Raw genomic sequence first — 20,932 nt, forward strand, 5'->3', positions numbered from 1 at the left:
TGTGTGTCTTACTTAAAAGACTTTACTGTTTTTATAGGTTGTAGTTTATACTACGCTAAAAATTTCACTTGCCTGACTGCTTTCGCAATCTGGCTTTTTAAGAAATCTTCAGGGTTGGTTATACTGTTCAATTATCAAGGTTCTTTTTTATCAGTTTTAGCACTCATTCGTACTGTTCGCTGACAGTTTATTACTTTATCATATCATCTTGTATTTGTCAAGCACTTTTTTCAAACTTTTTTTAGTTTTTTTTGTACTAATCGACTGTCTCACAAGCGACTTTGCTATAATAGCACCTTTCATTCTTCTTGTCAACTGTTTTTTCTTAATTTTTTCATTTTTTTCGATTATTTCTATTCAGACTCCATTTTCCGCGTTTTTCAGTACTTTTGTAATCAATTTGTTTTCTAATATGAAGAAGGGGCACCTAAGCGCCCCTTCCCAAATCTGCGTATTGTTGCCATCAATCAATCGTAATACGGAACACAATTGGCTTATCGCTCTCCACTCCACACTCAATATGAAGACCTTCCTCGTCTCTTGTCCAAGCAAGCTCTCCATCTTTGCCAAGCACCTCTACCTTGCGAATGATTCCGTTAAAGTTTGCCTTCTTACTTGCATCCTGAATACCAAGTGATTTAATACAGTATGTATGGTCTGTGCTGCATTTTAATACAGTTGCATACAGTTTTCCATTTGCAGTTGTGAAACGAAAATCCTGTGAGGTAAAGTTTTTCTTAATACCATCTGAGAACTGGCCTTCCACAATTTCTGTTGGACCCTCTGCTGCTTTTCGCCATATCTGAGCATCATAAATTGCCTCATTATTTACCTTAAGCCAGCTTCCTATCTCTCTTAATACATACTGATCCTCTTTGGATATAGTTCCATCTGATTTTGGTCCCACATTTAAGAGCATACGACCATTCTTACTTACAATATCGACAAGATCACAAATTAAATCTGCCGGATTTTTAAACTGATTATTTTCTGTATAGCACCATGAATTCAATGCAATCGCTGTATCTGTCTGCCACAAATATGGCTTAACTTCTGCAAACTGACCTCTCTCTACATCCGGCACTGCTGTTCCAAATAAAAACGCATCATGCTTATAATTAAGAACTGCACCAGTTCCCCATTCTGCTGCACGATTATAATAATAAGCTGCTAATTTCTTTAAATATGGCTTTGCAGATGAATGCTGGATCCACCAGTCAAAATATAGAATCTGTGGATGATAGCGGTCAATAATTTCACAAGTACGTACCAGCCAATCTTCCAAAAATTCCTTTGTCGGCGTCGGCTCACTGTTAATATCTTGCAGATCTGCCTCCTTCATTGCCGGCCAATAGAAATCACCGCGCTCCATAGGTTCCTTAATGTCACTTTCAAACTCTTTTCCATGACTCATAAAAAACCAATGCTCAATACGGTGTGTAGATGCCCCCATGCGCATTCCTTTTTGGTTACAGCTTCTGCCAAGTTCACCTAATACATCACGCTTTGGTCCCATTTCATAAGCATTCCAATGAGATATCTCACTCTTGTACATTTGGAATCCATCATGATGCTCTGCAACTGGGACAACATATTGTGCACCTGCTTCTTCAAATAATGATGCCCATGCATCTGGATCAAACTTCTCTGCCTTAAACATTGGAATGAAATCCTTGTAGCCAAACTCACTATGCTTTCCATATGTCTTAATATGGTGCTCATATTCTGGAGAACCCTGAATATACATGTTGCGGGAATACCACTCACTTCCAAATGCCGGCACACTATACACACCCCAATGAATAAAAATTCCAAACTTTTTCTTCTGGTACCAATCTGGTGCCTGATACTGTGATAATGATTCCCATGTATCCTTATAAGGACCTTTTTTAATTACCTCATCTATTCTTTTTAAATAAGGTTTCATGTCATACATAAAATATGCCTCCTTTTTGTCCGTTTTGTTTTTATAAGTTGCTGATATCTGCATTATAAAAAAAGTCACCTGTATATTCAAGACAATGCCATGACCTATTTTTTTAATTTATGTCGTGTTTTCGCATTTTTTCATTGACAGAAATCATAATTTCTGACATACTGACGACAAAAGGAGGCTGTTTTATGCATTTAAATCATCTTTCCTACTGTTTTTCAATTGATAATGCGCACTTTCGTGTTTCTATGCTATCAGACGGTGTAATTAATTTTGTTATCCCAGGACACAGTCATGCAAAGGGCTGTTATGAAATTCACTGCATCACAGATGGCAATGGAAGCATTCTTTTAAATAATACACGATTTCCTGTTGCAGCAGGCAGCATATATATAACAGGGCCTCATATTTTTCATGAGCAAACTCCAGACCATGCACATCCCATGACAGAAATGTGTGTCTACATGCAGCTTATCGCATCCCCAGATCAGCATGATGATACACTTTTTGACAAACATCTTGTGCAGTCATTCTTACAGCAGACATGTTGGATTGGGACTGATACTACAGGTATTCTTCCAATTATGAAACAAATCTTTTCGGAAGCAGCTATGCCTGCGCTTGTCGGTCACCAAGCTTACATGTCTGGCCTGTTTATGCAACTTTTTTGTCTTCTTGTTCGCTGCTATCAGACTAATCCGAATACACCTGCTATACCACAGCAGCAAAGACAAATAACGCTAAATGAAGCAGCTCAAGATAAGACAAATTTGCTTCAAAATGCGATGTCTCCTCTTGCCATTGAGGAAGCTTTTTTAAACAATTATAAAAGCATCACACTGTCTGATCTGGCTGCTGTCTCCCATATCTCTACTAGACAGCTGCAGCGCATGATTCAAAAGCAGTATGGAACTACATTTCAGAAAAAAAGGACACAGGCTCGCATCAGCGCTGCCTGCATCCTCTTAAAAACTACATCCTACTCTCTTAGCGAAATTGCTGAACAAACAGGATACTCCTCTCCAGAGCATTTTTCCTATGCCTTTCGTCAGCAGATGGGCTGTACACCAGGCACTTATCGAAGAAGAAACAACACAAAAACCCCGAAGACATAATTGCCTTCGGGGTTTTTGTACACGATTTGACCAGAACGATAAGCCGGGTTATGTCTGGAGTGATCATCTATCTAGTCCTGATGTTGCCACCAGGCTCAAGCGACCTACCCGAAAGCCGGCGGGCAACCGTATGCTTTCTGTTCGGTCTTGCTTCGGATGGGGTTTACACAGCCTTCTCTGTTACCAGACAAGCGGTAGTCTCTTACACTGCCTTTTCACCCTTACCCTTGCGGGCGGTTATTTTCTGTTGCACTTTCCTGGGAGTCACCTCCACCGGACGTTATCCGGCATCCTGCCCTATAAAGCCCGGACTTTCCTCACCTGCAGCCTTTCGTTTCTGCAGCCGCGATCACTTGTCCTGCTCAAACCATGCCTAACTATTTTACCACATTTTTTGAATTTGTAAAGTGTTTTTTTGAACGGGCGTCCCATTATTACAGTTCACGGGACAGTTCACGGGACGCCCATTCGCAAAACCGCACGTCCCGTGCGTCGTTGCTAACCGCAAACAAGGTTTGCGCGCAACTTTGTTTTGCTCATGAACTGGCGTCCACTTCGTCATGCTGATCTGTCAAATCTTCATGCAAGCATGAGATTTATCCAGATCTAGCATGACGTGTGAACTGTAAATTACACATTAAAGCAGCTTCCGCCGATAAACTCTCTTAAAATTGAATTGATCGGAATTTTCTGGCTGTCAATACCAACAAAGTAGTCAAAGAATTTCAGCAGGCGTTTTGCCTCTGAATATTCTGGTGCGTTTCTGTCTATTCCAAATAACAGCGGCTCTGCATATGGCTTTAATACAGCCAGTTCATAAATAAGAGCGGAATTAAACACAACATCTGCTGTTTCCTGATATGGAAAAATATTTTTTTCTTCGCCTTTTCTGACATTATTCCACATTGCAATCGTATCCTGTGCTGATGCACCTCTTGTTCTTGCGTCGCGAACCATACGGCGAATCAGACGCCCATCTGTAGTTGGGATTCTATTGTGCTCATCAATATTTAACTGTGTAAGTGCACTGATATAAATACGGAAAATGGATTCCTTTGGCAGTAACGGATAAAGCTTTTCATTCAGGCAATGGATTCCCTCTATAACAAGAATATCTTCTGGACCGAGTCTCAAGAAATTGCCCTTATATTCGCGGCGTCCTGTAATAAAATTGTAAGTCGGCATGGAAACTGTCTTCCCTTGTAACAAATCTTCCATATCCTGATTAAATTGTGCCACATCAATGCACTCAAGATCTTCATAATTATAATTTCCATCTGCATCTTTTGGGCTTTTTTCGCGATCAACAAAATAGTTGTCCACACCAATTGGATGAGGACGAAGTCCTGCTGCCTTTAACTGCACAGACAAACGATAGGAAAAGGTTGTCTTTCCTGACGAAGACGGACCAGCAATAAGAATGATTTTTTTCTGTGGATCCTTTGCAATTGCATCTGCAATATGCGCCATTCTTTTTTCCATCAGTGCTTCCTGCACTAAAATCAGATCCGTAATATCTCTGCAGGAGGATTTTTTATTTGTCTTTCCTGTAATCAGCTCATTAAGCTCACCTACTGTCGCAACACCAAGCTCCTCTCCCCACTTACCAGTCTCTCTCATAACCTTAAAAAGCTTATGCTGCGGCTCAAATTCAGGAATTACCTCTGGTGCTTCCCTAACTGGCATTTGAAGCACAAAACCATCCTCGTAAGAATACAGCTTAAAATACTTTAAATAGCCTGTAGACGGCACCATATACCCATAATAATAGTCCTCCAAGCCATCAAGTGAATAAATATTAACCTTTGAAGCACGGCGAAAGCGAAACAATCTTTCCTTATCTGTCATTTTTGCTTTTCCAAACTGCTCTATAGCAGCTTCAGTACTAATGCTATATTTCTCAATTGGATAATTAGCTTCACGCAGTATCTCCATGGAAGTCTGAACCTGTTTTAATTCCTCTTCGTCTAAAACAAGGCCTTTATCAAAATGACAGAATAACCCCTTGCTCAGCGAAAATTCCACCTTTACCTGATTGCTGCCAAGGCGCTCCTTTGAAATAGTATCTTTTAATGCTTTTAACAAAAGAAGCACGACGCTTCTTCTGTATGCCATGATTCCAGCCTGACTTTGCGTTGTAAGAAAACTTACACTTGCTCCGTCCTTAATATATTTCCACAGTTCCTGAAGCTTGCCATTCACTGATGCCAGTACAATATCATGTTCAAACTGTGGCTGCAGTGTTCTTGCTAACTCTAAATATTTTGTGCTGTCTGCATATTGATACGGCTTTCCATTGTAATAAACAGTTATCATCCTTACTCCTTTCTGCACTTTAAAAAACGGCTCTTTCTTTGCATTGGAATCGTCAAAATCTCAATTGATGAACTCAATACCTCTGACAGATACTGTTCAACACACGTCTCAAATATATGTGCTGCTGTCTCACCAGGCAATTCCAGCACTGCTCTATGCTCACTGCAAGCCTTCATCGCCTCCTTACTGCTTACGCCGCAGGTAACAATCAATTGAACGCCTCGTTCCATAGCAGCCTCTATACTCTTTTCATCTGCCCATACAACAACTGCTACATCTGAAAACGTCAGTCCATCATCTCTTTTTGAGATATATGCATTGATCCCTTCCAATGAAAATAAATTACAGATCATGTCTGTAAGTTCCTCAAGTGACTTTTTCTTTTTGTAATATCCAATTCGTCCTTTACCACTTTGGCAGACTGTATCTTCCATTCCTGCATATGATGCCTGCGGCTCAGTGATGTACACACCAGAAAGTTCTAATCTTGAGGCAAGCCAATCAGCACTGCCTCCCTTACATTTATCAAAACTGCTTCCTGTCGCGTAACATGCAATATCATGGCGCAGCAGCTGCAGTAAAAGGCGGCCCTGATAATTGGTGCTTCCAATTGTTAAAATAGGCTCCTCAATTATTGGCTCGTAAGAAATAATCATATCTGCCTGTGCAGACACAGCGTAATCTATTGTTTCCTGATCAATGCGATAAGCAACTATAATCGTTGAAACATTTTTATCACTTCTGCCTACTATTAATCCCGTATTTTCTTTTTTATCAGTCTGTGCCAATCCTTTTGGAATAAAAAGTTCCAGCTGTTTTTCAATATCACTGCATTTCATATATGTATCATCCGCCTTTCTTAAATTTGTAACTGATCAAAACTATGCGAAGCAACCACAATCGTATACTAACTGTCTGCGCTTTTTCAGACAGGTGATATCCTGATGCAGCTGTGCAATTCGCTGCGCGGCACGATCGTTTTCTGGTGCCTGCTTCATTTTCTCAAGGATCTGCTCATATTGTCTTTCTTCCTTTTCAAGATATGCCAAAAATGTCTTCATATCGTCCTTACAGATATCTTTTCCATAACGATACTCTTCCTCTGACCACTCTCTTTCATCTTTTTTTACAAGAACATGAAAAATAAAATAATATTTTCCCTCATCACAAAGCATATGCTCATACTCAATCAAATAACCGTTTGATACAAGATAGCGACGCACATCAAAAAGCTCTGACTGCGGTGACAAAATCAATTCTTTAAAGCTTTTTGCTGTATGCTCCTCATCCTGCAGCAGACGCATCATCAAAATGCCGCCAATTCCCGACATAATTAATGAATCTGCCTCACCTGGCTTTATATTTGCCAATCCATCAGACAGCCTTGTCTGTATTTTTTCTTCTAATCTATGCTCTTTTATATGCTCCTTTGCGCGCGAAAGCGGACCTGGACGCACATCTGCCGCAACAGCCAAAGGTGATATACCCGACTCTACAAGAAAAATCGGGACAAAACCATGGTCACAGCCAACATCCGCAGCGCGGTTTCCCTTTGTCACCATGGATGCAACTGTTTCCAATCTCTTTGATAATTTCATACGTATATTTTATTTCCTCTCTATATTGTATTTCATATTATATTTCTTTACAAATCACTCTAAATAATCCCTTAATTTACGACTTCTTGTAGGATGCTTTAGTTTCCTAAGCGCCTTTGCCTCAATTTGACGAATACGTTCTCTTGTCACATGAAAGATCTGACCGACCTCCTCAAGTGTTCTTGCCCTGCCATCTGTCAGTCCATAGCGAAGACGAAGCACCTCCTCCTCTCTGCGTGTAAGTGTGCTAAGTGCTTCAGAAAGCTGCTCATTTAATAAAACACGTGTTGTCTCTTCAAGTGGAATCATTGAACCACAGTCCTGAATAAAATCACCTAGATGTGTTTCTTCCTCTTCTCCAATTGGCATTTCAAGAGACACTGGCTCCATATTCATCCTAATAGCATCACTAACCTTTTCCACAGGAAGATCGAGTGCTTGTGCAACCTCTTTAATGCTGGGCTCTCTTCCAAGCTCCTGCACCATACTTCGCGACTTTCGTATGATGCGGTTCATGTTTTCTACCATATGGACTGGAATCCTGATCGTTCTTGACTGATCGGCAATTGCACGCGTAACTGCCTGACGAATCCACCAGGTAGCATATGTTGAAAATTTATAACCTTTTGTGTAATCAAATTTTTCAACTGCTTTCATCAAGCCAAGATTTCCCTCTTGGATCAGATCAAGAAGTGCGAGCCCACATCCATTATAATGCTTGGCCACACTGACGACAAGGCGAAGGTTAGCCTCTGCAAGCCTTCTTCGTGCCTCTTCATCTCCTAGAGAAGCCTGCTTTGCAAGCTTTGTCTCTTCCTCTGCATCTAATAACGGCACCTTACCAATATCCTTCATATAAAGCTTTATCGGCTCATCCTCATCGTAATAAGTGCTTTCTTGCGTATCTATATCCTCTTCTTCCTCCTGACCAATTGAGATCAGGCTGCGTCCAAGAAGTTCTGTCACATGATCTAATCCCTTCTCTGTACGCATGGCTTCCGGAAATTTTTCCTCAATCTGAGAAAGTGCCACAAAACCTCCCTGCGTCTTTCCCAGATGAATCAATTCCATTACTCTTTTGTCAGATTCTAACTTTTTCATTTCAATGTCTGCCTTCATTTTCATGTCTGCCTTCATTCTGCCCGCAGGCTTTTTTGTTTTACTTGTTATGATATCTGACTATATTGTTGCCTTATTAAAAAGATATATTCAAATGATCCAATCCTTTTAACGCTTCCATTACCTCCTGAAGCCTCTTTATATCATCTGTCGTGTCGGCTTCCTTTTGCAGGCTGTGACGCTTTAAACGAATCACACATTCGCGTATTCCTCTTGTTTTTTCTGATCCGGATGTCTCCTGAACAAGTTCACCATTAAAGATTTTAGCCACTTCCTGATACTGACTTTCATCTTCAATAAAATTTGTTAACAACTCTGCCGGATTTCCTTTTCCCTGCTCGATCTGCTTGTATAAAAGGCGAGCCACCTCTTGATAAAGAGAATCAGAAAAATCTTCTGGCATAATAATATCTGCCAGCTGATTAAGCTGTCCAGGATGATCGCTAAGCCATGTTAAAAGAAGTCTTTGTGCCGCCTTTAACCCCTCATCCTTTTCTCTTTTTTTCTGTACCTGCTTTCTTTCCTGCTGCATAGCCTGAGGTGCTTTGTAGGCATGTTCCTCCACCTTCTGTTTTAAAATTTGATAATCTATGCCGTATGTTCTAGATACTGCCTCTATATAATTATTTCGTTCAAGCACATCCTCAAACGTGCGAAGCTTGTTCGCTGCTTCCTCGAAAAATTCTGTTTTTTTGCTTGGATCTGAAAAATCATAGCCATCTCGCAGCACCTGAATTTCAAACATGAAGGAGGGGATTGCTTCATCAATGCGCTTTTGATATGCCTCAGCTCCCATATTTTTAATAAATTCATCAGGATCCTTATATGGTTTCATCGTCAGCACGCGAGCTGACAGTCCAGCTTCTTTTAGAATCGGTATCGCACGAAGTGCTGCCTTGATACCTGCACCGTCGCTGTCAAATGTAAGCACAACTTCCTTTGTATAGCGCTTAAGCAGCAGACCATGCTGTACTGTAAATGCAGTTCCAAGTGACGCAACTGCATTTGTAAATCCTGCCTGGTGGAGACTGATGACATCCATGTATCCTTCGCAAATCAGAAAATATGATTTTCTGTTTCTCTTTGCAACATGCATGCCGTAAAGATTTCTGTTTTTTTCAAAAATCGGTGTCTCAGGGGAATTTAAATATTTTGGTTCTCCCTCTCCCATAACACGACCACCAAAGCCTATCACCTTGTTATTTATATCCATAATAGGAAACATAACACGATTCCAGAATTTATCATAACAGCCTCTCTCATCAATCTTTACAAGACCAGAATCTTTAAGCTGTGCATCCGAAAACCCCTTCTGCCGCAAAAAGCGATATAAATCGTCTGGGTATTGATTTGCATATCCAAGGCCAAAATTTTTGATTGTCTCATCAGAAAGTCCTCTGCCTCGAAGATAAAGATAGCCTCGTTTTCCATTTTCGCTCATAAGCTGATGGTAAAAATAACGTGCTGCTTCTTTTTGTATGGCAAATAAAATACTTCTATAATCTGCCTGCCTTCTGCTCTCTTCGCTTTCTTCCTCTTGCGGCAGCTCGATTCCAGCTCTTTCTGCCAGCGACGCAACTGCCTCCTGAAAACTTTCATTTTCATAGTCCATGACAAACGTGATAACATTTCCGCCTTTTCCACATCCAAAGCAATAATACATCTGTTTCTGTGGTGACACTGAAAATGACGGTGACTTTTCATTGTGAAACGGACACAGTCCAAAATAGTTGCTTCCTTTTTTCTGCAGATGAATATATCCTCCGATCACATCTACTACGTCATTTCTTGCACGTACTTCCTCTATCACTTCATCTGAATACCGCATGAGCGCCGCTCCTTTCTTTCCCTGTTTTTGTACTTTTAAGTCCTGTTGCATCATACCATATTTTATACAAAAATTCAAGGAAGGGTTAGATAGCTTATAACGGCCCTTTAACTAAAGCCCTTCGGTGTAACATCGTAAATATATATGCAGAAATATAACTTTTCATTCTAAAAAATCAAAAATTTAAGGAGAAAATATATGAATAACCCCAAAGCAGATGCCGCTTTAAATTTATCTTTGTCGCTGCCTGAAAGCTTACATGAAAAGTCGACGTCTTTGTCTGCTGTTTTGACTGGCAGTGTATGGGAAATATTAGTGCTGGCATCACAAGACTTGTCTTTTCTAACAAAACAGTACCCTCAAATCGAGGTCTCAATGCTTCTTGAAAATTTTGCACTGCTTAGGCTGCCGCCGTCACTAATTCCAACAGTTAGCGCACTGCCGCAAATTCTTTATATAGAGATGCCGCACTATATTTCTTTTGAAATTCTTTCTGGAAAACGCTCGTCCTGTATTACACAGGTAACACTACCGCCACTTTCACTGACTGGAAATGGAGTTTTAGTTGGTTTTGTGGATTCCGGCATTGATCTGACACACCCAGATTTTCAAGATTCAAATGGAAACAGCCGCGTTTTATTTTTGTGGGATCAAACTAGAGATGAAGATCCACCAGATGGATATCTGTTTGGCACAGAATATAATAATGAACAAATTAATGAGGCACTGCGGGCTGGGAAAACTTTGTCAAAAGATGAGTCTGGACACGGTACTGCTGCAGCTGGGATTGCCTGCGGTAATGGCAATGCTTCTAAAGGACGCTATCGCGGTATTGCACCTGAGACTGAACTAATTGTAGTGAAAATGCGAAAAAATAAAGGGCTGTACCCTAGAACTACAGAATTAATTAGTGGAATTGATTACTGCATAAGAAAGGCATTAAAATTTAATCGTCCGCTCGTACTAAATATAAGCTTTGGAAATAATTACGGTTCACATACAGGAAACTCACTTTCTGAACTTTATCTAAACCGTGTATCACTGCTTGGCCGCATCAGCATAGTTGCTGCATCTGGAAATGAAGGTGCCTCTCCAATACATACCTTGGGTTTTCTTGATCAGACAGTAAATGTTGATTTTTCTATTTCGGAACGTCAGACTTCTCTTAATATGCAGCTATGGAAAGATTACGCAGATGCTGTGCGTATTAGACTAAGAGCGCCTTCTGGAATAGAATACACGCTTTCTGACAAATTTGGAACAAATATCGAAGTGCTGGATCAAACACAAATAGCTTTTTATAATAGTGCACCTTCTCCGTTTCAGCGTCTGCAGGAATATTATTTTGAGTTTTTTCCAATAGCTGACAGCTTTTATTTAACTTCTGGTGTGTGGAGTCTTATCATTGAACCAATTTCAATAAAAAATGGTACATTCGAGATGTGGCTTCCTGCTGCCTCTAGCTTAAATGGTGCTACACGTTTTCTTTCTCCCGATCCATATAATACACTCACAGTACCATCTTCTGCTAATTCAGTTATTACTGTAGGAGCCTATGATGCAAAAACGAATACTCCAGCAGATTTTTCAGGGCGCGGAGCTGCTTCAATGCCAAATCTTTTAACAAAGCCTGATCTTGTCGCTCCCGGTGTTTCTGTCATAGTACCTTCATTTCCTGGCGGATATCAAACCGTATCTGGTACATCCTTTGCTGCACCATTTGTCACAGGCAGTGCTGCTCTTTTAATGGAATGGGGAATTGTAAAAAGAAACAATTTATTTTTATATGGAGAACAATTAAAGGCATGGCTGATTGCAGGTGCAAAAGAACTTCCAGGCTATCCCGTACCTAATCCTCGCACAGGTTGGGGAGCTCTTTGCCTAGAGGCAGCTTTGCGATAATACAAAAAAGAGAAGATTTTCATCTTCTCTCTTGGCTTGTAATGCAGTTGAGGGGACTTGAACCCCTACCCAAGTACATGGACATGAACCTGAATCATGCGCGTATGCCAATTCCGCCACAACTGCATATTCAATTTTGTTTTTCTAATGATATGCATTAGAAAAATGCAGTTGACGGGACTTGAACCCGTACGAGCTAGGCTCACAAGATCCTTAGTCTTGCGCGTATGCCAATTCCGCCACAACTGCATATTTTGTTTTTGTCTGTTGAGCAACTTCATTTGTTGTTTCTTTGTTTTCTCTGTTACTCACCTGACGATATATATATTATCACATGGGCAATGATTTGTCAACACTTTTTTCAAAAAAAATCAAAAAACTTTTTGTAGGTGCCTTTTTGTGTCTAAAAGCCAAAAAATACTCCCACAAAGCAACCAATAGTTTACTTTGTGGGAGTATTCGTGTTTTTTCGTTCTTTTGTTACAATCTTCTGTGTCAATTACAGGCCAACTGCAAAACCAACAATTAAAACGATAATACCAAGTGCTATACGATAAAGCGCAAAGCTGTTGAAATTGTGACGCTTGATATACTGCATTAAGAACTTAATTACAATCATAGAAACGCCATAAGAAACAACCATTGCCAACAAAACAACAAAGAACTGCTCTGCTGAAAAACCGCCGCCCTTTACAAGGAACTTAACAAGCTTCAGACCGCTAGCACCAAACATAACAGGAATTGCCAGATAGAAGGTATACTCTGCTGCAATAAAGCGAGAACATCCAAACAGCATACCGCCGATGATCGTGATTCCTGAACGAGAAGTTCCCGGGATCAATGACAATAACTGGAATACACCTATAATAAATGCTGTCTTATAGCTAAGCTGTGTAAACTTTACAATTGATGGACGGACCTTTTGATTTCTCATCTCGATTGCAATAAACGCAATTCCGACTACAATAAGCATAATTGCTACTACAAGCCAATTCATCAGGTATTTATCAATAAGATCATTGAACAATATACCAATCACACCAGCAGGGATACAGCCAATAATTACCTTCTTCCACAGTTCAATAGTATTGTGCTTCTGCTCTTTTGTCTTTCTGGCCGAAAATGGATTCAGCTTATAAAAGAACACCGTGACAACCGCTAGGATCGCACCAAGCTGTATAACAACATCAAACATTTCTGTAAATTCAGCAGTAAACACCTCTGGTGCACTTGTCTTCCAGAAGGCATCTACCAAAATCAGATGTCCGGTACTGCTGACAGGAAGCCACTCGGTAATTCCCTCTACAATGCCAAGAAAAATGACTCTCAGCCACTCAATAATATTCATTTTTTGATTTTCCTTTCTGTTATTCCCTCTTTACATACGATTTTCAATCTGCCAGTCAATTGGCGCAAGACCATTTTCTTTTAAGTACTCATTTGTACGGCTAAATGGTCTGCTTCCAAAAAATCCTCGGTATGCAGACAGCGGACTCGGATGCGCTGATTCAATGATCAGATGCTTTGAATTGTAAATCATCGGCTTTTTTGACTGTGCCGGTCTGCCCCACAAAATAAACACCATCGGGCGATCCTGTCTGGCAAGTGCTTCAATAGCAGCATCTGTAAACTGCTCCCAACCAATCCCCTTATGTGAGAACGCCTGATGTGCGCGGACTGTTAAAAGAGTATTTAACATCAAAACACCCTGCTTTGCCCATTTTACCAGATATCCATTGTCTGGAATATAGCAGCCTAAGTCTTCGTGCAGTTCTTTATAAATGTTGACCAGAGAAGGCGGAATTTCTACGCCCGGCTTTACAGAGAAAGACAGACCATGTGCCTGACCTGGCTCATGATACGGATCCTGTCCGAGAATGACTACCTTTACTTTGGAGAGCGGCGTTAAATTAAACGCAGTAAAGATCTCATCGGATGGCGGATACACCACATGTGTGGTATACTCTTCGACTACTTTTTTATAGAGACTGGCATAGTATGGCTTTTTAAACTCTGCGCTAAGCGGCACAAGCCAGTCATTTGCAATTGCCCCCATTGTTTTCCTCCACAAATCAATTGATACGCACGCTGATGCCGCGTTCCTTCAAATATCGTTTTAAATCTGCAATCTCAAGCTCCTTATAATGGAACAAACTTGCCGCAAGCGCGGCATCTGCCTTTCCATCTGTGAGCGCCTGATAAAAATGTTCCTTCGTTCCTGCACCGCCAGATGCAATGACTGGAACACTAACCGCCTCTGATACTTGTCTTGTCAGCGCAATGTCGTAGCCTGTCTTCATACCGTCGCAGTCCATACTTGTTAGAAGAATTTCTCCTGCACCCATTCTTACAGCCTTTGCTGCCCACTCTACTGCATCAAGTCCAGTATCAATACGGCCTCCGTTTTTATAAACATTCCATCCGCTGCCATCTGCTCTTTTTTTTGCATCAATCGCCACAACTACACACTGACTTCCAAATTTATCAGCTGCATCACTTATAAGCTGCGGTGTATTGATAGCAGATGAATTGATTGATATTTTGTCTGCGCCCTCACGAAGAAGCATACGAAAATCCTCTACTGTACGGATTCCGCCGCCTACAGTAAATGGAATAAATACCTTCTGTGCTACCCTGCGCACCATATCAACCACAATGTTTCTGGAATCACTTGACGCTGTAATATCAAGAAATACCAGCTCATCTGCACCTAGTGCATCATAAGCTGCCGCTATCTCAACTGGATCTCCGGCATCCTTTAAATTCACAAAATTAACACCCTTTACAACTCGTCCGTTATGTACATCCAGGCAAGGAATAATTCGCTTTGTAAACATTAGCCTTCCCTCCTTTGCGCCAAGAAATTTTTAAGAATCGCAAGCCCTGTTTTTGAACTCTTCTCTGGGTGAAACTGACATGCAAAAACATTTTCTTTTTCTACCGATGCGTGGATAGTAACACCATATTCTGCTGTTGCTGCTACGATTTTTGGGTCTTTGGCCTGCAGATAATACGAATGCACAAAATACACATAAGGTTCCTTTTCCAATCCCTTAAATAATGACGCTCCCTCGCGTACATTCAGGGAGTTCCATCCCATATGTGGAATTTTAAGACCCGGACCTTCTGGAATGCGCACAATCTTTCCCTTAAGAATACCAAGACCAGCTACGCCTGGTGTCTCCTCACTGCTCTCAAAAAGAAGCTGCATACCCAGACAGATACCTAAAAATGGAATTTTTCTGTTTATTGCCTCATGGATAACATTAATTAATCCAAACTTATTTAAGTTTTCCATCGCATCTCCAAATGATCCCACTCCCGGCAAGATAATATGATCTGACTGAAGAATTACCTCAGGATCTCTTGTCAAAACAGGTGTCTCTCCCATTGACAGAAGTGCCTTTTCTACACTTTTAATGTTTCCTGCATCATAATCAATAATCGCTATCAACGTGCCACCCCCTGATTCATGTGTTTAAAAACAGCTTGATTATATCATATGATTATTCATGTGACAACTGTTCTGCTATTTCTTTTACAAATTGGATGCAATTTTCCTTCACACCAATACCTCTGCCATTTAAATCGGCCGGCACCTGATACAGCATCGGATGTACACGAATCAGCGTTGCCTTCTGATGCATGGACAGCACTTTCTCAAATGGCCAGCGCATAACCATCGGATCAGCAAAGCCCTCACCAAGCTCTAAAATCGTAAGTTCATGCGTCAATGAGCAGCTAAGCCAGTTCATATAGGCTTCCCACTGCTTTTCTTGTCCTTCCACCTTCGGTGCTGCCGTCAAAAACTTAGAAATTCGCCCATCTAACAACTTTTGATCCGTATTTGAGGTAATTACAAAACAATTTCTTCCTTTTGCCAGCTTTGCCAGCGTATCATATACCTCGTCAATTTGTTTTTCATTATCCTCTTTCACTGACAGCTGTGTGCCGATTCCGATTAACAGCATTTCACTGTTTATTATCTTATTCCATACTTCCTGTGTCATTCTCATTCTCCTGTACATCTGTTTCTTCTTTTGGCGCTTTTTTTAAGCAAAACCAGAATGCAACGCCTTCTGCTGTATTATATACACCAAACGGCTGCTTATGAGCATCCATAATGGCTTTTACAATAGAAAGACCGATACCGCTTCCTCCATATTCTCTTGTTCTTGCTTTATCGACCTTATAAAACTTGATCCATACTTTATCAAGGGAATCTTCTGGAATAGGATCGCCCGTATTGGCTACCGTTATCTTTACAGTATCCTCTTGTTCCTCTAGCGTCACACAAATACGCATGTCTCCATTTACATGGTTCATTGCATTGCTTATATAATTAGTACAAACTTCCTCAATTTTAAATTCATCACCAATCACCATACAGGAAGCAGGATACTGTTTTATCACCTTAATTTCCTTCTTTTGCATTTCCAGTGCACTTGAATTGAGAAGCGTTGTAAGCATTTCACAGATATCAAATGGTTCTTCTGTGAGTGCATCCTGTCCAAATTCAAGATGATTGAGTGTAAGAAGCTTTCGCACCATGCGGTTCATTTTTTTTGCTTCATCGACAATTACATCACAATAAAAAGCACGGCTTTCTGGATCGTCACTGATTCCTTCCTGAAGACCTTCCGCATAACCCTGGATCAATGCAATTGGCGTCTTTAACTCATGCGAAACATTTGACAAAAATTCTTTTCGCACTTCGTCAATCTGGATTTTTTCATCAATATCCTTTTTTAACTGTTCATTTGCTGTCTGCAGCTGATTAATTGTACTCTCTAACTGCTCTGACATTGAGTTCATGCTGTTTCCCAAAAGACCAATTTCATTATTCAGATCGCCCGTATATTTGCTCGTAAAATCAAGATTTGCCATATGATCTGCAATCTCAGCAAGCTGCAGAAGCGGTCTTGTCAGACGATTAGATATCACACTGATGACAATAAGTGCAAGCAGCATTCCTCCTAAGCAGGTGAACATAAAAAATTGATTGGAAATCTGTGCACTGTCCTGCACAGCTTCTAACGGCGTAGACATTAAAAAGAAGGTTCCATTGCTCAAAGAACCATAACAGTCCATATAGGAGGTTCCTTCAATAGGATCATAATATTTTAAAATTTTATATCGTTCCCCTTGCTTTAATGTTGTGACTGTGTCCATGCGGTCCCATACCAAAATATACTGCATAAGACGATGACGAAGTTCGCTCGCCTGCATGTTAGATACACAGTTTGCACTCACTTCATCTAGTGACCAGTCTGATGTTGTCTGAATAAAAGAAATATTATCTGCATCACGCATGCTAATCAAAACTGCGCTGACTTTACTATCATTTTCACTTTTATTATTAGTCAGCTGATCAAGCTTTTGATAATAATGAACAACCTTTTCCTGCTTCTTCTGATAATAAAAATCCTTCAGCAGTCCGTTATTTAACCCTATACACAACACCATTGTCAATGTAAGAATTGCAACAAAGGCAGTCATAATCTGTGTTCTTATGGATGATTTCATCATTCTACCTCAAATTTGTAGCCCATGCCCCAGATGGTATGAATATATTCGCCCTTCTCACCCATCTTGCTTCTTAATTTCTTTACGTGAGTATCAATTGTTCTGGCATCGCCAAAATAATCATAATTCCAAACATTATTTAAAATTTTTTCTCTTGACAGTGCCAATCCTCTGTTTTCCATAAAATACGTCAAAAGTTCAAATTCTTTGAAACTAAGCTCAATTTCCTTGCCATCTATTGTTACCTGATGTGCTGCTTTATCTATCACTATTCCGCCGCACTCTAACTTGCTTGATTTTACCTGATTGCTTCTCTTTAATACAGCTCCGACTCTTGCTACTAAAATCTTAGGACTAAATGGCTTGCTTATATACTCATCTACACCAAGATCAAAGCCATGCAGCTCATCCTGTTCCTCACCCTTTGCAGTCAGCATAATAACAGGTACCTGCGAATATTCGCGGATTGTCTTTAACACCTGCCAACCATTCATCTTTGGCATCATAACATCAAGAAGGATTACTGCAATATCCTTATTCTGGAAAAAAATCTCTACTGCTTCCTCTCCATCTCCAGCCTCGATGACTTCATAGCCGTCTCTTGTCAAAAAGTCACTTACAAGCTTTCTCATTCTGCTCTCATCATCTACTACCAATACTTTTATCTTTTCCATTGCGTATTCCATCCTTTCTTTGTCAGCATAATTCGCGTTTGTAAACATTTTATCAAATAAATATGGCAAAGATGTGAACAAAACTGCATGAACAAAAAAAACCGCCCCGGCAAATGCCGGAGCGGAAAATAATGTCTTGATTACATGATATCCTGATTTGCAATACCGTCCATATCATCGAAATCCTGATTCTCGCCAACCATACCCCAGATAAATGTGTATGCCTGAGAACCTGAACCACTGTGAATAGACCAACTTGGAGAAATAACAGCTTCCTCGTTTCTCATAACGATATGACGAGTCTCCTGCGGTTCTCCCATGTAATGCATAACAAATGCATCTTCTGGAATATCAAAGTACAGATAAACCTCCATACGTCTGTCATGTGTATGACATGGCATTGTGTTCCATACGCTGCCTGGCTCAAGCTTTGTCATACCCATTTCAAGCTGACAGCTCTCTACCTGACCTGGAAGGATATACTTGCAGATTGTACGATGATTTGAAAGCTCAAGTGAACCAAGCTCTACCTTGTTCTCATCCTTAACGATGACAACACCTTCCTCTGGTGTACCCTCTGGCTTGATTAAAACAGTTGGGCAGGTACGATGTGCCGGAGCACTGTTTAAATAGAATTTTGCCGGATTAGAAGCATCAGCACTCTCGAATACGATCTTCTGTGTTCCCATTCCGATGTACATACCTTCCTTATAGTCAACGGTATATACCTTTCCATCAACAGTGATAGTTCCCTTGCCGCCGATGTTAATTACACCAAGCTCTCTTCTCTCACAGAAGTACTTTGCACGAAGCTCATCTCCTGCGGTCAACTCAAGTGCACTCTCTGCCGGTGTTGCACTTCCTGTGATAATACGATCGATGTGGCTATATACCAGCTTGATTTCGCCTGGTACAAACAGTCCCTGAATCAGAAATTCCTCTCTGAGCCTCTGTGTGGTATAAGTCTTGACATCTCTTGGACTTACAGCAGTTCTTAACTCCATAAAAATCCTCCTTTGCTGCACGGCGCATACGCGCCGCACACATTCTTTATTTATATGCTTACTGCTGCTTACGCAGTGCTGCACGTTTACGAAGTGTTGGATCAAGAATCTTCTTTCTGATACGAAGGTTCTTTGGTGTTACCTCAAGTAACTCATCAGTATCAATGAAATCCATACACTGCTCAAGGCTCATCACCTTCTTTGGAACAAGGCGAAGTGCATCATCAGAACCTGAAGAACGGGTGTTGGACAAATGCTTTGTCTTGCAGACATTAACTTCTACGTCCTCTGCCTTACCAGTCTGACCAACAACCATACCAGAGTAAACCTTCTCACCAGGTCCAATAAACAATACACCTCTTTCCTGTGCATTGTAAAGACCATAAGTGATACTCTCGCCATCCTCAAATGCAATAATAGAACCCTGCTTACGATACTGGATATCGCCCTTGTACTCCTCATAACCATCAAAGATAGTATTGATGATACCATTTCCCTTTGTATCAGTCATGAATTCACCTCTGAATCCAATCAGACCTCTTGATGGGATAGAAAACTCCAGTCTTGTATAGCCGCCCTGTGCTGTTCCCATTCCGTGAAGTTCACCCTTACGGCTGGAAAGCTTCTGGATAACAGTACCGGAAAACTCCTCTGGAACATCAATATAAACAAGCTCCATTGGCTCTAAAAGACGATTTCTCTCATCTCTCTTTGTTAAAACCTCTGCCTTGCTGACTGCAAACTCGTATCCCTCACGGCGCATGTTCTCAACAAGAACTGAAAGATGAAGCTCACCTCTTCCGGATACCTTAAAGCTATCCATGTTGTCAGTCTCCTCAACGCGCAGGGAAACGTCTGTGTTCAGCTCGCGGAACAGTCTCTCTCTTAAATGTCTTGAAGTAACAAACTTTCCTTCCTGACCAGCAAGAGGACTATCATTTACCATAAAGTTCATTGCGATAGTCGGCTCAGAAATCTTCTGGAACGGAATCGCTACCGGATTCTCCGGTGAACAAATCGTATCACCGATATGAATATCGCTAATACCAGAAATTGCAACAATGGAACCGATATCAGCACGCTGTACCTCTACCTTATTCAGGCCATCAAACTCATACAGCTTACTGATTTTTACGCGGCGCTTCATACTCGGATCATGATGATTTACAATAACACAGTCCTGATTTACCTTTACAAAACCATTGTCAACCTTACCAACACCAATACGACCTACATATTCATTATAATCGATGGTGCTGATCAAAATCTGAGTCGGTGCCTCTGGATCACCTTCCGGTGCCGGAATATGCTCAATAATGGTTTCAAACAATGGAACCATATTCTCTCTAGGATCATCTAAATTTCTAACTGCAAAGCCAGCCTTTGCAGATGCATACAAGAATGGACAGTCTAACTGCTCATCACTTGCATCAAGATCCATCAAAAGCTCTAATACTTCATCTACAACTTCCGCCGGTCTTGCCTCCGGACGGTCAATCTTATTGATACATACAATAACAGACAGGTCAAGCTCAAGTGCCTTGCTTAAAACGAACTTTGTCTGCGGCATTGGTCCCTCAAATGCGTCAACAACAAGAATAACACCATTTACCATTTTCAGTACACGCTCTACCTCGCCACCGAAATCCGCATGTCCTGGTGTATCGATGATATTGATCTTGCAGTCTTTATAAGTAACTGCAGTATTCTTGGACAGGATAGTGATGCCTCTTTCTCTTTCGATATCATTAGAGTCCATGACACGCTCCTGAACTTCCTGATTCTCACGAAATACTCCGCTTTGCTTTAACAGCTCATCTACCAGTGTCGTTTTACCGTGGTCAACATGCGCAATAATCGCTACGTTTCTTACTGTCTCTCTCTTTGTTTTCATATAGAAAAAACTCCTCTTAATGC

At 40.8% G+C, this 20,932-nt stretch carries 18 protein-coding genes, 2 tRNA genes and 1 other RNA gene; 3 read left to right on the plus strand and 18 right to left on the minus strand.

All coding sequences use genetic code 11. From position 1 onward, the window contains the following. Positions 1-183: hypothetical protein (locus LKD48_RS10640; protein WP_308732017.1), on the plus strand; the 183-nt coding region annotated here is incomplete at its 5' end. Between the two features lie 280 nt (positions 184-463). On the opposite strand, the gene LKD48_RS10645 is transcribed toward LKD48_RS10640, so the two are convergent. After that, positions 464-1,936 carry an alpha-L-fucosidase gene (locus LKD48_RS10645; protein ID WP_308732018.1) on the minus strand — a complete coding sequence of 491 codons (1,473 nt, stop codon included), beginning with the start codon at positions 1,934-1,936 and terminating at the stop codon, positions 464-466. Between the two features lie 185 nt (positions 1,937-2,121). Here LKD48_RS10645 and LKD48_RS10650 point away from each other — a divergent pair, with 185 nt between their 5' ends. Next, the gene (locus tag LKD48_RS10650; RefSeq protein ID WP_308732019.1) at positions 2,122-3,048 is read left to right on the plus strand and encodes a helix-turn-helix domain-containing protein; all 927 of its coding nucleotides are present in this window, start codon (positions 2,122-2,124) and stop codon (positions 3,046-3,048) included. A gap of 23 nt (positions 3,049-3,071) precedes the next feature. Here LKD48_RS10650 and rnpB read toward each other — a convergent pair. The 6 genes from rnpB to dnaG form a co-directional block, all read right to left on the minus strand. Next, an RNA gene (gene rnpB / locus LKD48_RS10655) (RNase P RNA component class A) lies at positions 3,072-3,413 on the minus strand. A gap of 265 nt (positions 3,414-3,678) precedes the next feature. Next, entirely contained in the window at positions 3,679-5,364 is a 1,686-nt protein-coding gene (locus LKD48_RS10660; protein WP_308732020.1) for a nucleoside kinase, read from the minus strand. Positions 5,365-5,366: 2 nt separating this feature from the next. Continuing rightward, positions 5,367-6,203 (minus strand): Nif3-like dinuclear metal center hexameric protein, encoded by an 837-nt coding sequence (locus LKD48_RS10665; RefSeq protein WP_066564207.1) that lies wholly within the window; start codon positions 6,201-6,203, stop codon positions 5,367-5,369. 42 nt (positions 6,204-6,245) lie between these two features. Continuing rightward, the gene (locus tag LKD48_RS10670) at positions 6,246-6,962 is read right to left on the minus strand and encodes a tRNA (adenine(22)-N(1))-methyltransferase (RefSeq protein ID WP_262537088.1); all 717 of its coding nucleotides are present in this window, start codon (positions 6,960-6,962) and stop codon (positions 6,246-6,248) included. A gap of 54 nt (positions 6,963-7,016) precedes the next feature. Then, positions 7,017-8,069 (minus strand): RNA polymerase sigma factor RpoD, encoded by a 1,053-nt coding sequence (rpoD, locus tag LKD48_RS10675; protein ID WP_408628576.1) that lies wholly within the window; start codon positions 8,067-8,069, stop codon positions 7,017-7,019. Positions 8,070-8,157: 88 nt separating this feature from the next. After that, on the minus strand, positions 8,158-9,909 hold the full coding sequence (dnaG, locus tag LKD48_RS10680) for a DNA primase (RefSeq protein ID WP_308732022.1): 1,752 nt from the start codon (positions 9,907-9,909) through the stop codon (positions 8,158-8,160). 198 nt (positions 9,910-10,107) lie between these two features. Between dnaG and LKD48_RS10685 the strand changes: the two genes are divergently transcribed. Then, positions 10,108-11,811, plus strand: coding sequence for a S8 family peptidase (locus tag LKD48_RS10685; RefSeq protein WP_308732023.1), 1,704 nt, complete (start codon positions 10,108-10,110; stop codon positions 11,809-11,811). Between the two features lie 42 nt (positions 11,812-11,853). Here the strand turns inward: LKD48_RS10685 and LKD48_RS10690 are convergent. The 11 genes from LKD48_RS10690 to typA all read right to left on the minus strand — a co-directional run bounded on the left by LKD48_RS10690 (position 11,854) and on the right by typA (position 20,909). Beyond that, a tRNA-Leu gene (locus LKD48_RS10690) sits at positions 11,854-11,937 on the minus strand. 40 nt (positions 11,938-11,977) lie between these two features. Beyond that, positions 11,978-12,060: transfer RNA gene (locus tag LKD48_RS10695), tRNA-Leu, on the minus strand. A gap of 250 nt (positions 12,061-12,310) precedes the next feature. Continuing rightward, complete coding sequence (locus tag LKD48_RS10700) at positions 12,311-13,153, minus strand: undecaprenyl-diphosphate phosphatase (protein WP_227101347.1); 843 nt, start codon at positions 13,151-13,153, stop codon at positions 12,311-12,313. A 36-nt stretch (positions 13,154-13,189) separates the two neighbouring features. Then, the gene (locus LKD48_RS10705) at positions 13,190-13,867 is read right to left on the minus strand and encodes a uracil-DNA glycosylase (RefSeq protein ID WP_308732024.1); all 678 of its coding nucleotides are present in this window, start codon (positions 13,865-13,867) and stop codon (positions 13,190-13,192) included. Positions 13,868-13,883: 16 nt separating this feature from the next. Further along, positions 13,884-14,648 carry an imidazole glycerol phosphate synthase subunit HisF gene (gene hisF, locus LKD48_RS10710; protein WP_066564190.1) on the minus strand — a complete coding sequence of 255 codons (765 nt, stop codon included), beginning with the start codon at positions 14,646-14,648 and terminating at the stop codon, positions 13,884-13,886. Beyond that, complete coding sequence (gene hisH, locus LKD48_RS10715; RefSeq protein WP_308732025.1) at positions 14,648-15,265, minus strand: imidazole glycerol phosphate synthase subunit HisH; 618 nt, start codon at positions 15,263-15,265, stop codon at positions 14,648-14,650. Before hisH ends, hisF begins: the two co-directional genes overlap by 1 nt. Positions 15,266-15,317: 52 nt before the next feature. Further along, the gene (locus tag LKD48_RS10720; RefSeq protein ID WP_262537081.1) at positions 15,318-15,821 is read right to left on the minus strand and encodes a hypothetical protein; all 504 of its coding nucleotides are present in this window, start codon (positions 15,819-15,821) and stop codon (positions 15,318-15,320) included. Next, positions 15,799-17,340: a sensor histidine kinase gene (locus LKD48_RS10725; RefSeq protein ID WP_308732026.1), complete on the minus strand. Its 1,542-nt coding sequence runs from the start codon at positions 17,338-17,340 to the stop codon at positions 15,799-15,801. The genes LKD48_RS10720 and LKD48_RS10725 overlap by 23 nt, the downstream gene beginning before the upstream one ends. Then, positions 17,337-18,011: a response regulator transcription factor gene (locus LKD48_RS10730; protein ID WP_118614423.1), complete on the minus strand. Its 675-nt coding sequence runs from the start codon at positions 18,009-18,011 to the stop codon at positions 17,337-17,339. The genes LKD48_RS10725 and LKD48_RS10730 overlap by 4 nt, the downstream gene beginning before the upstream one ends. A 140-nt stretch (positions 18,012-18,151) precedes the next feature. Further along, the gene (kduI, locus tag LKD48_RS10735) at positions 18,152-19,015 is read right to left on the minus strand and encodes a 5-dehydro-4-deoxy-D-glucuronate isomerase (protein ID WP_227101325.1); all 864 of its coding nucleotides are present in this window, start codon (positions 19,013-19,015) and stop codon (positions 18,152-18,154) included. Positions 19,016-19,073: 58 nt separating this feature from the next. Next, complete coding sequence (gene typA, locus LKD48_RS10740) at positions 19,074-20,909, minus strand: translational GTPase TypA (protein ID WP_262537073.1); 1,836 nt, start codon at positions 20,907-20,909, stop codon at positions 19,074-19,076. Positions 20,910-20,932 lie beyond the last annotated feature (23 nt).

It is taken from the genome of Anthropogastromicrobium aceti, from assembly GCF_020687335.1.
In the GTDB taxonomy this organism is placed as follows: domain Bacteria; phylum Bacillota; class Clostridia; order Lachnospirales; family Lachnospiraceae; genus Anthropogastromicrobium; species Anthropogastromicrobium aceti.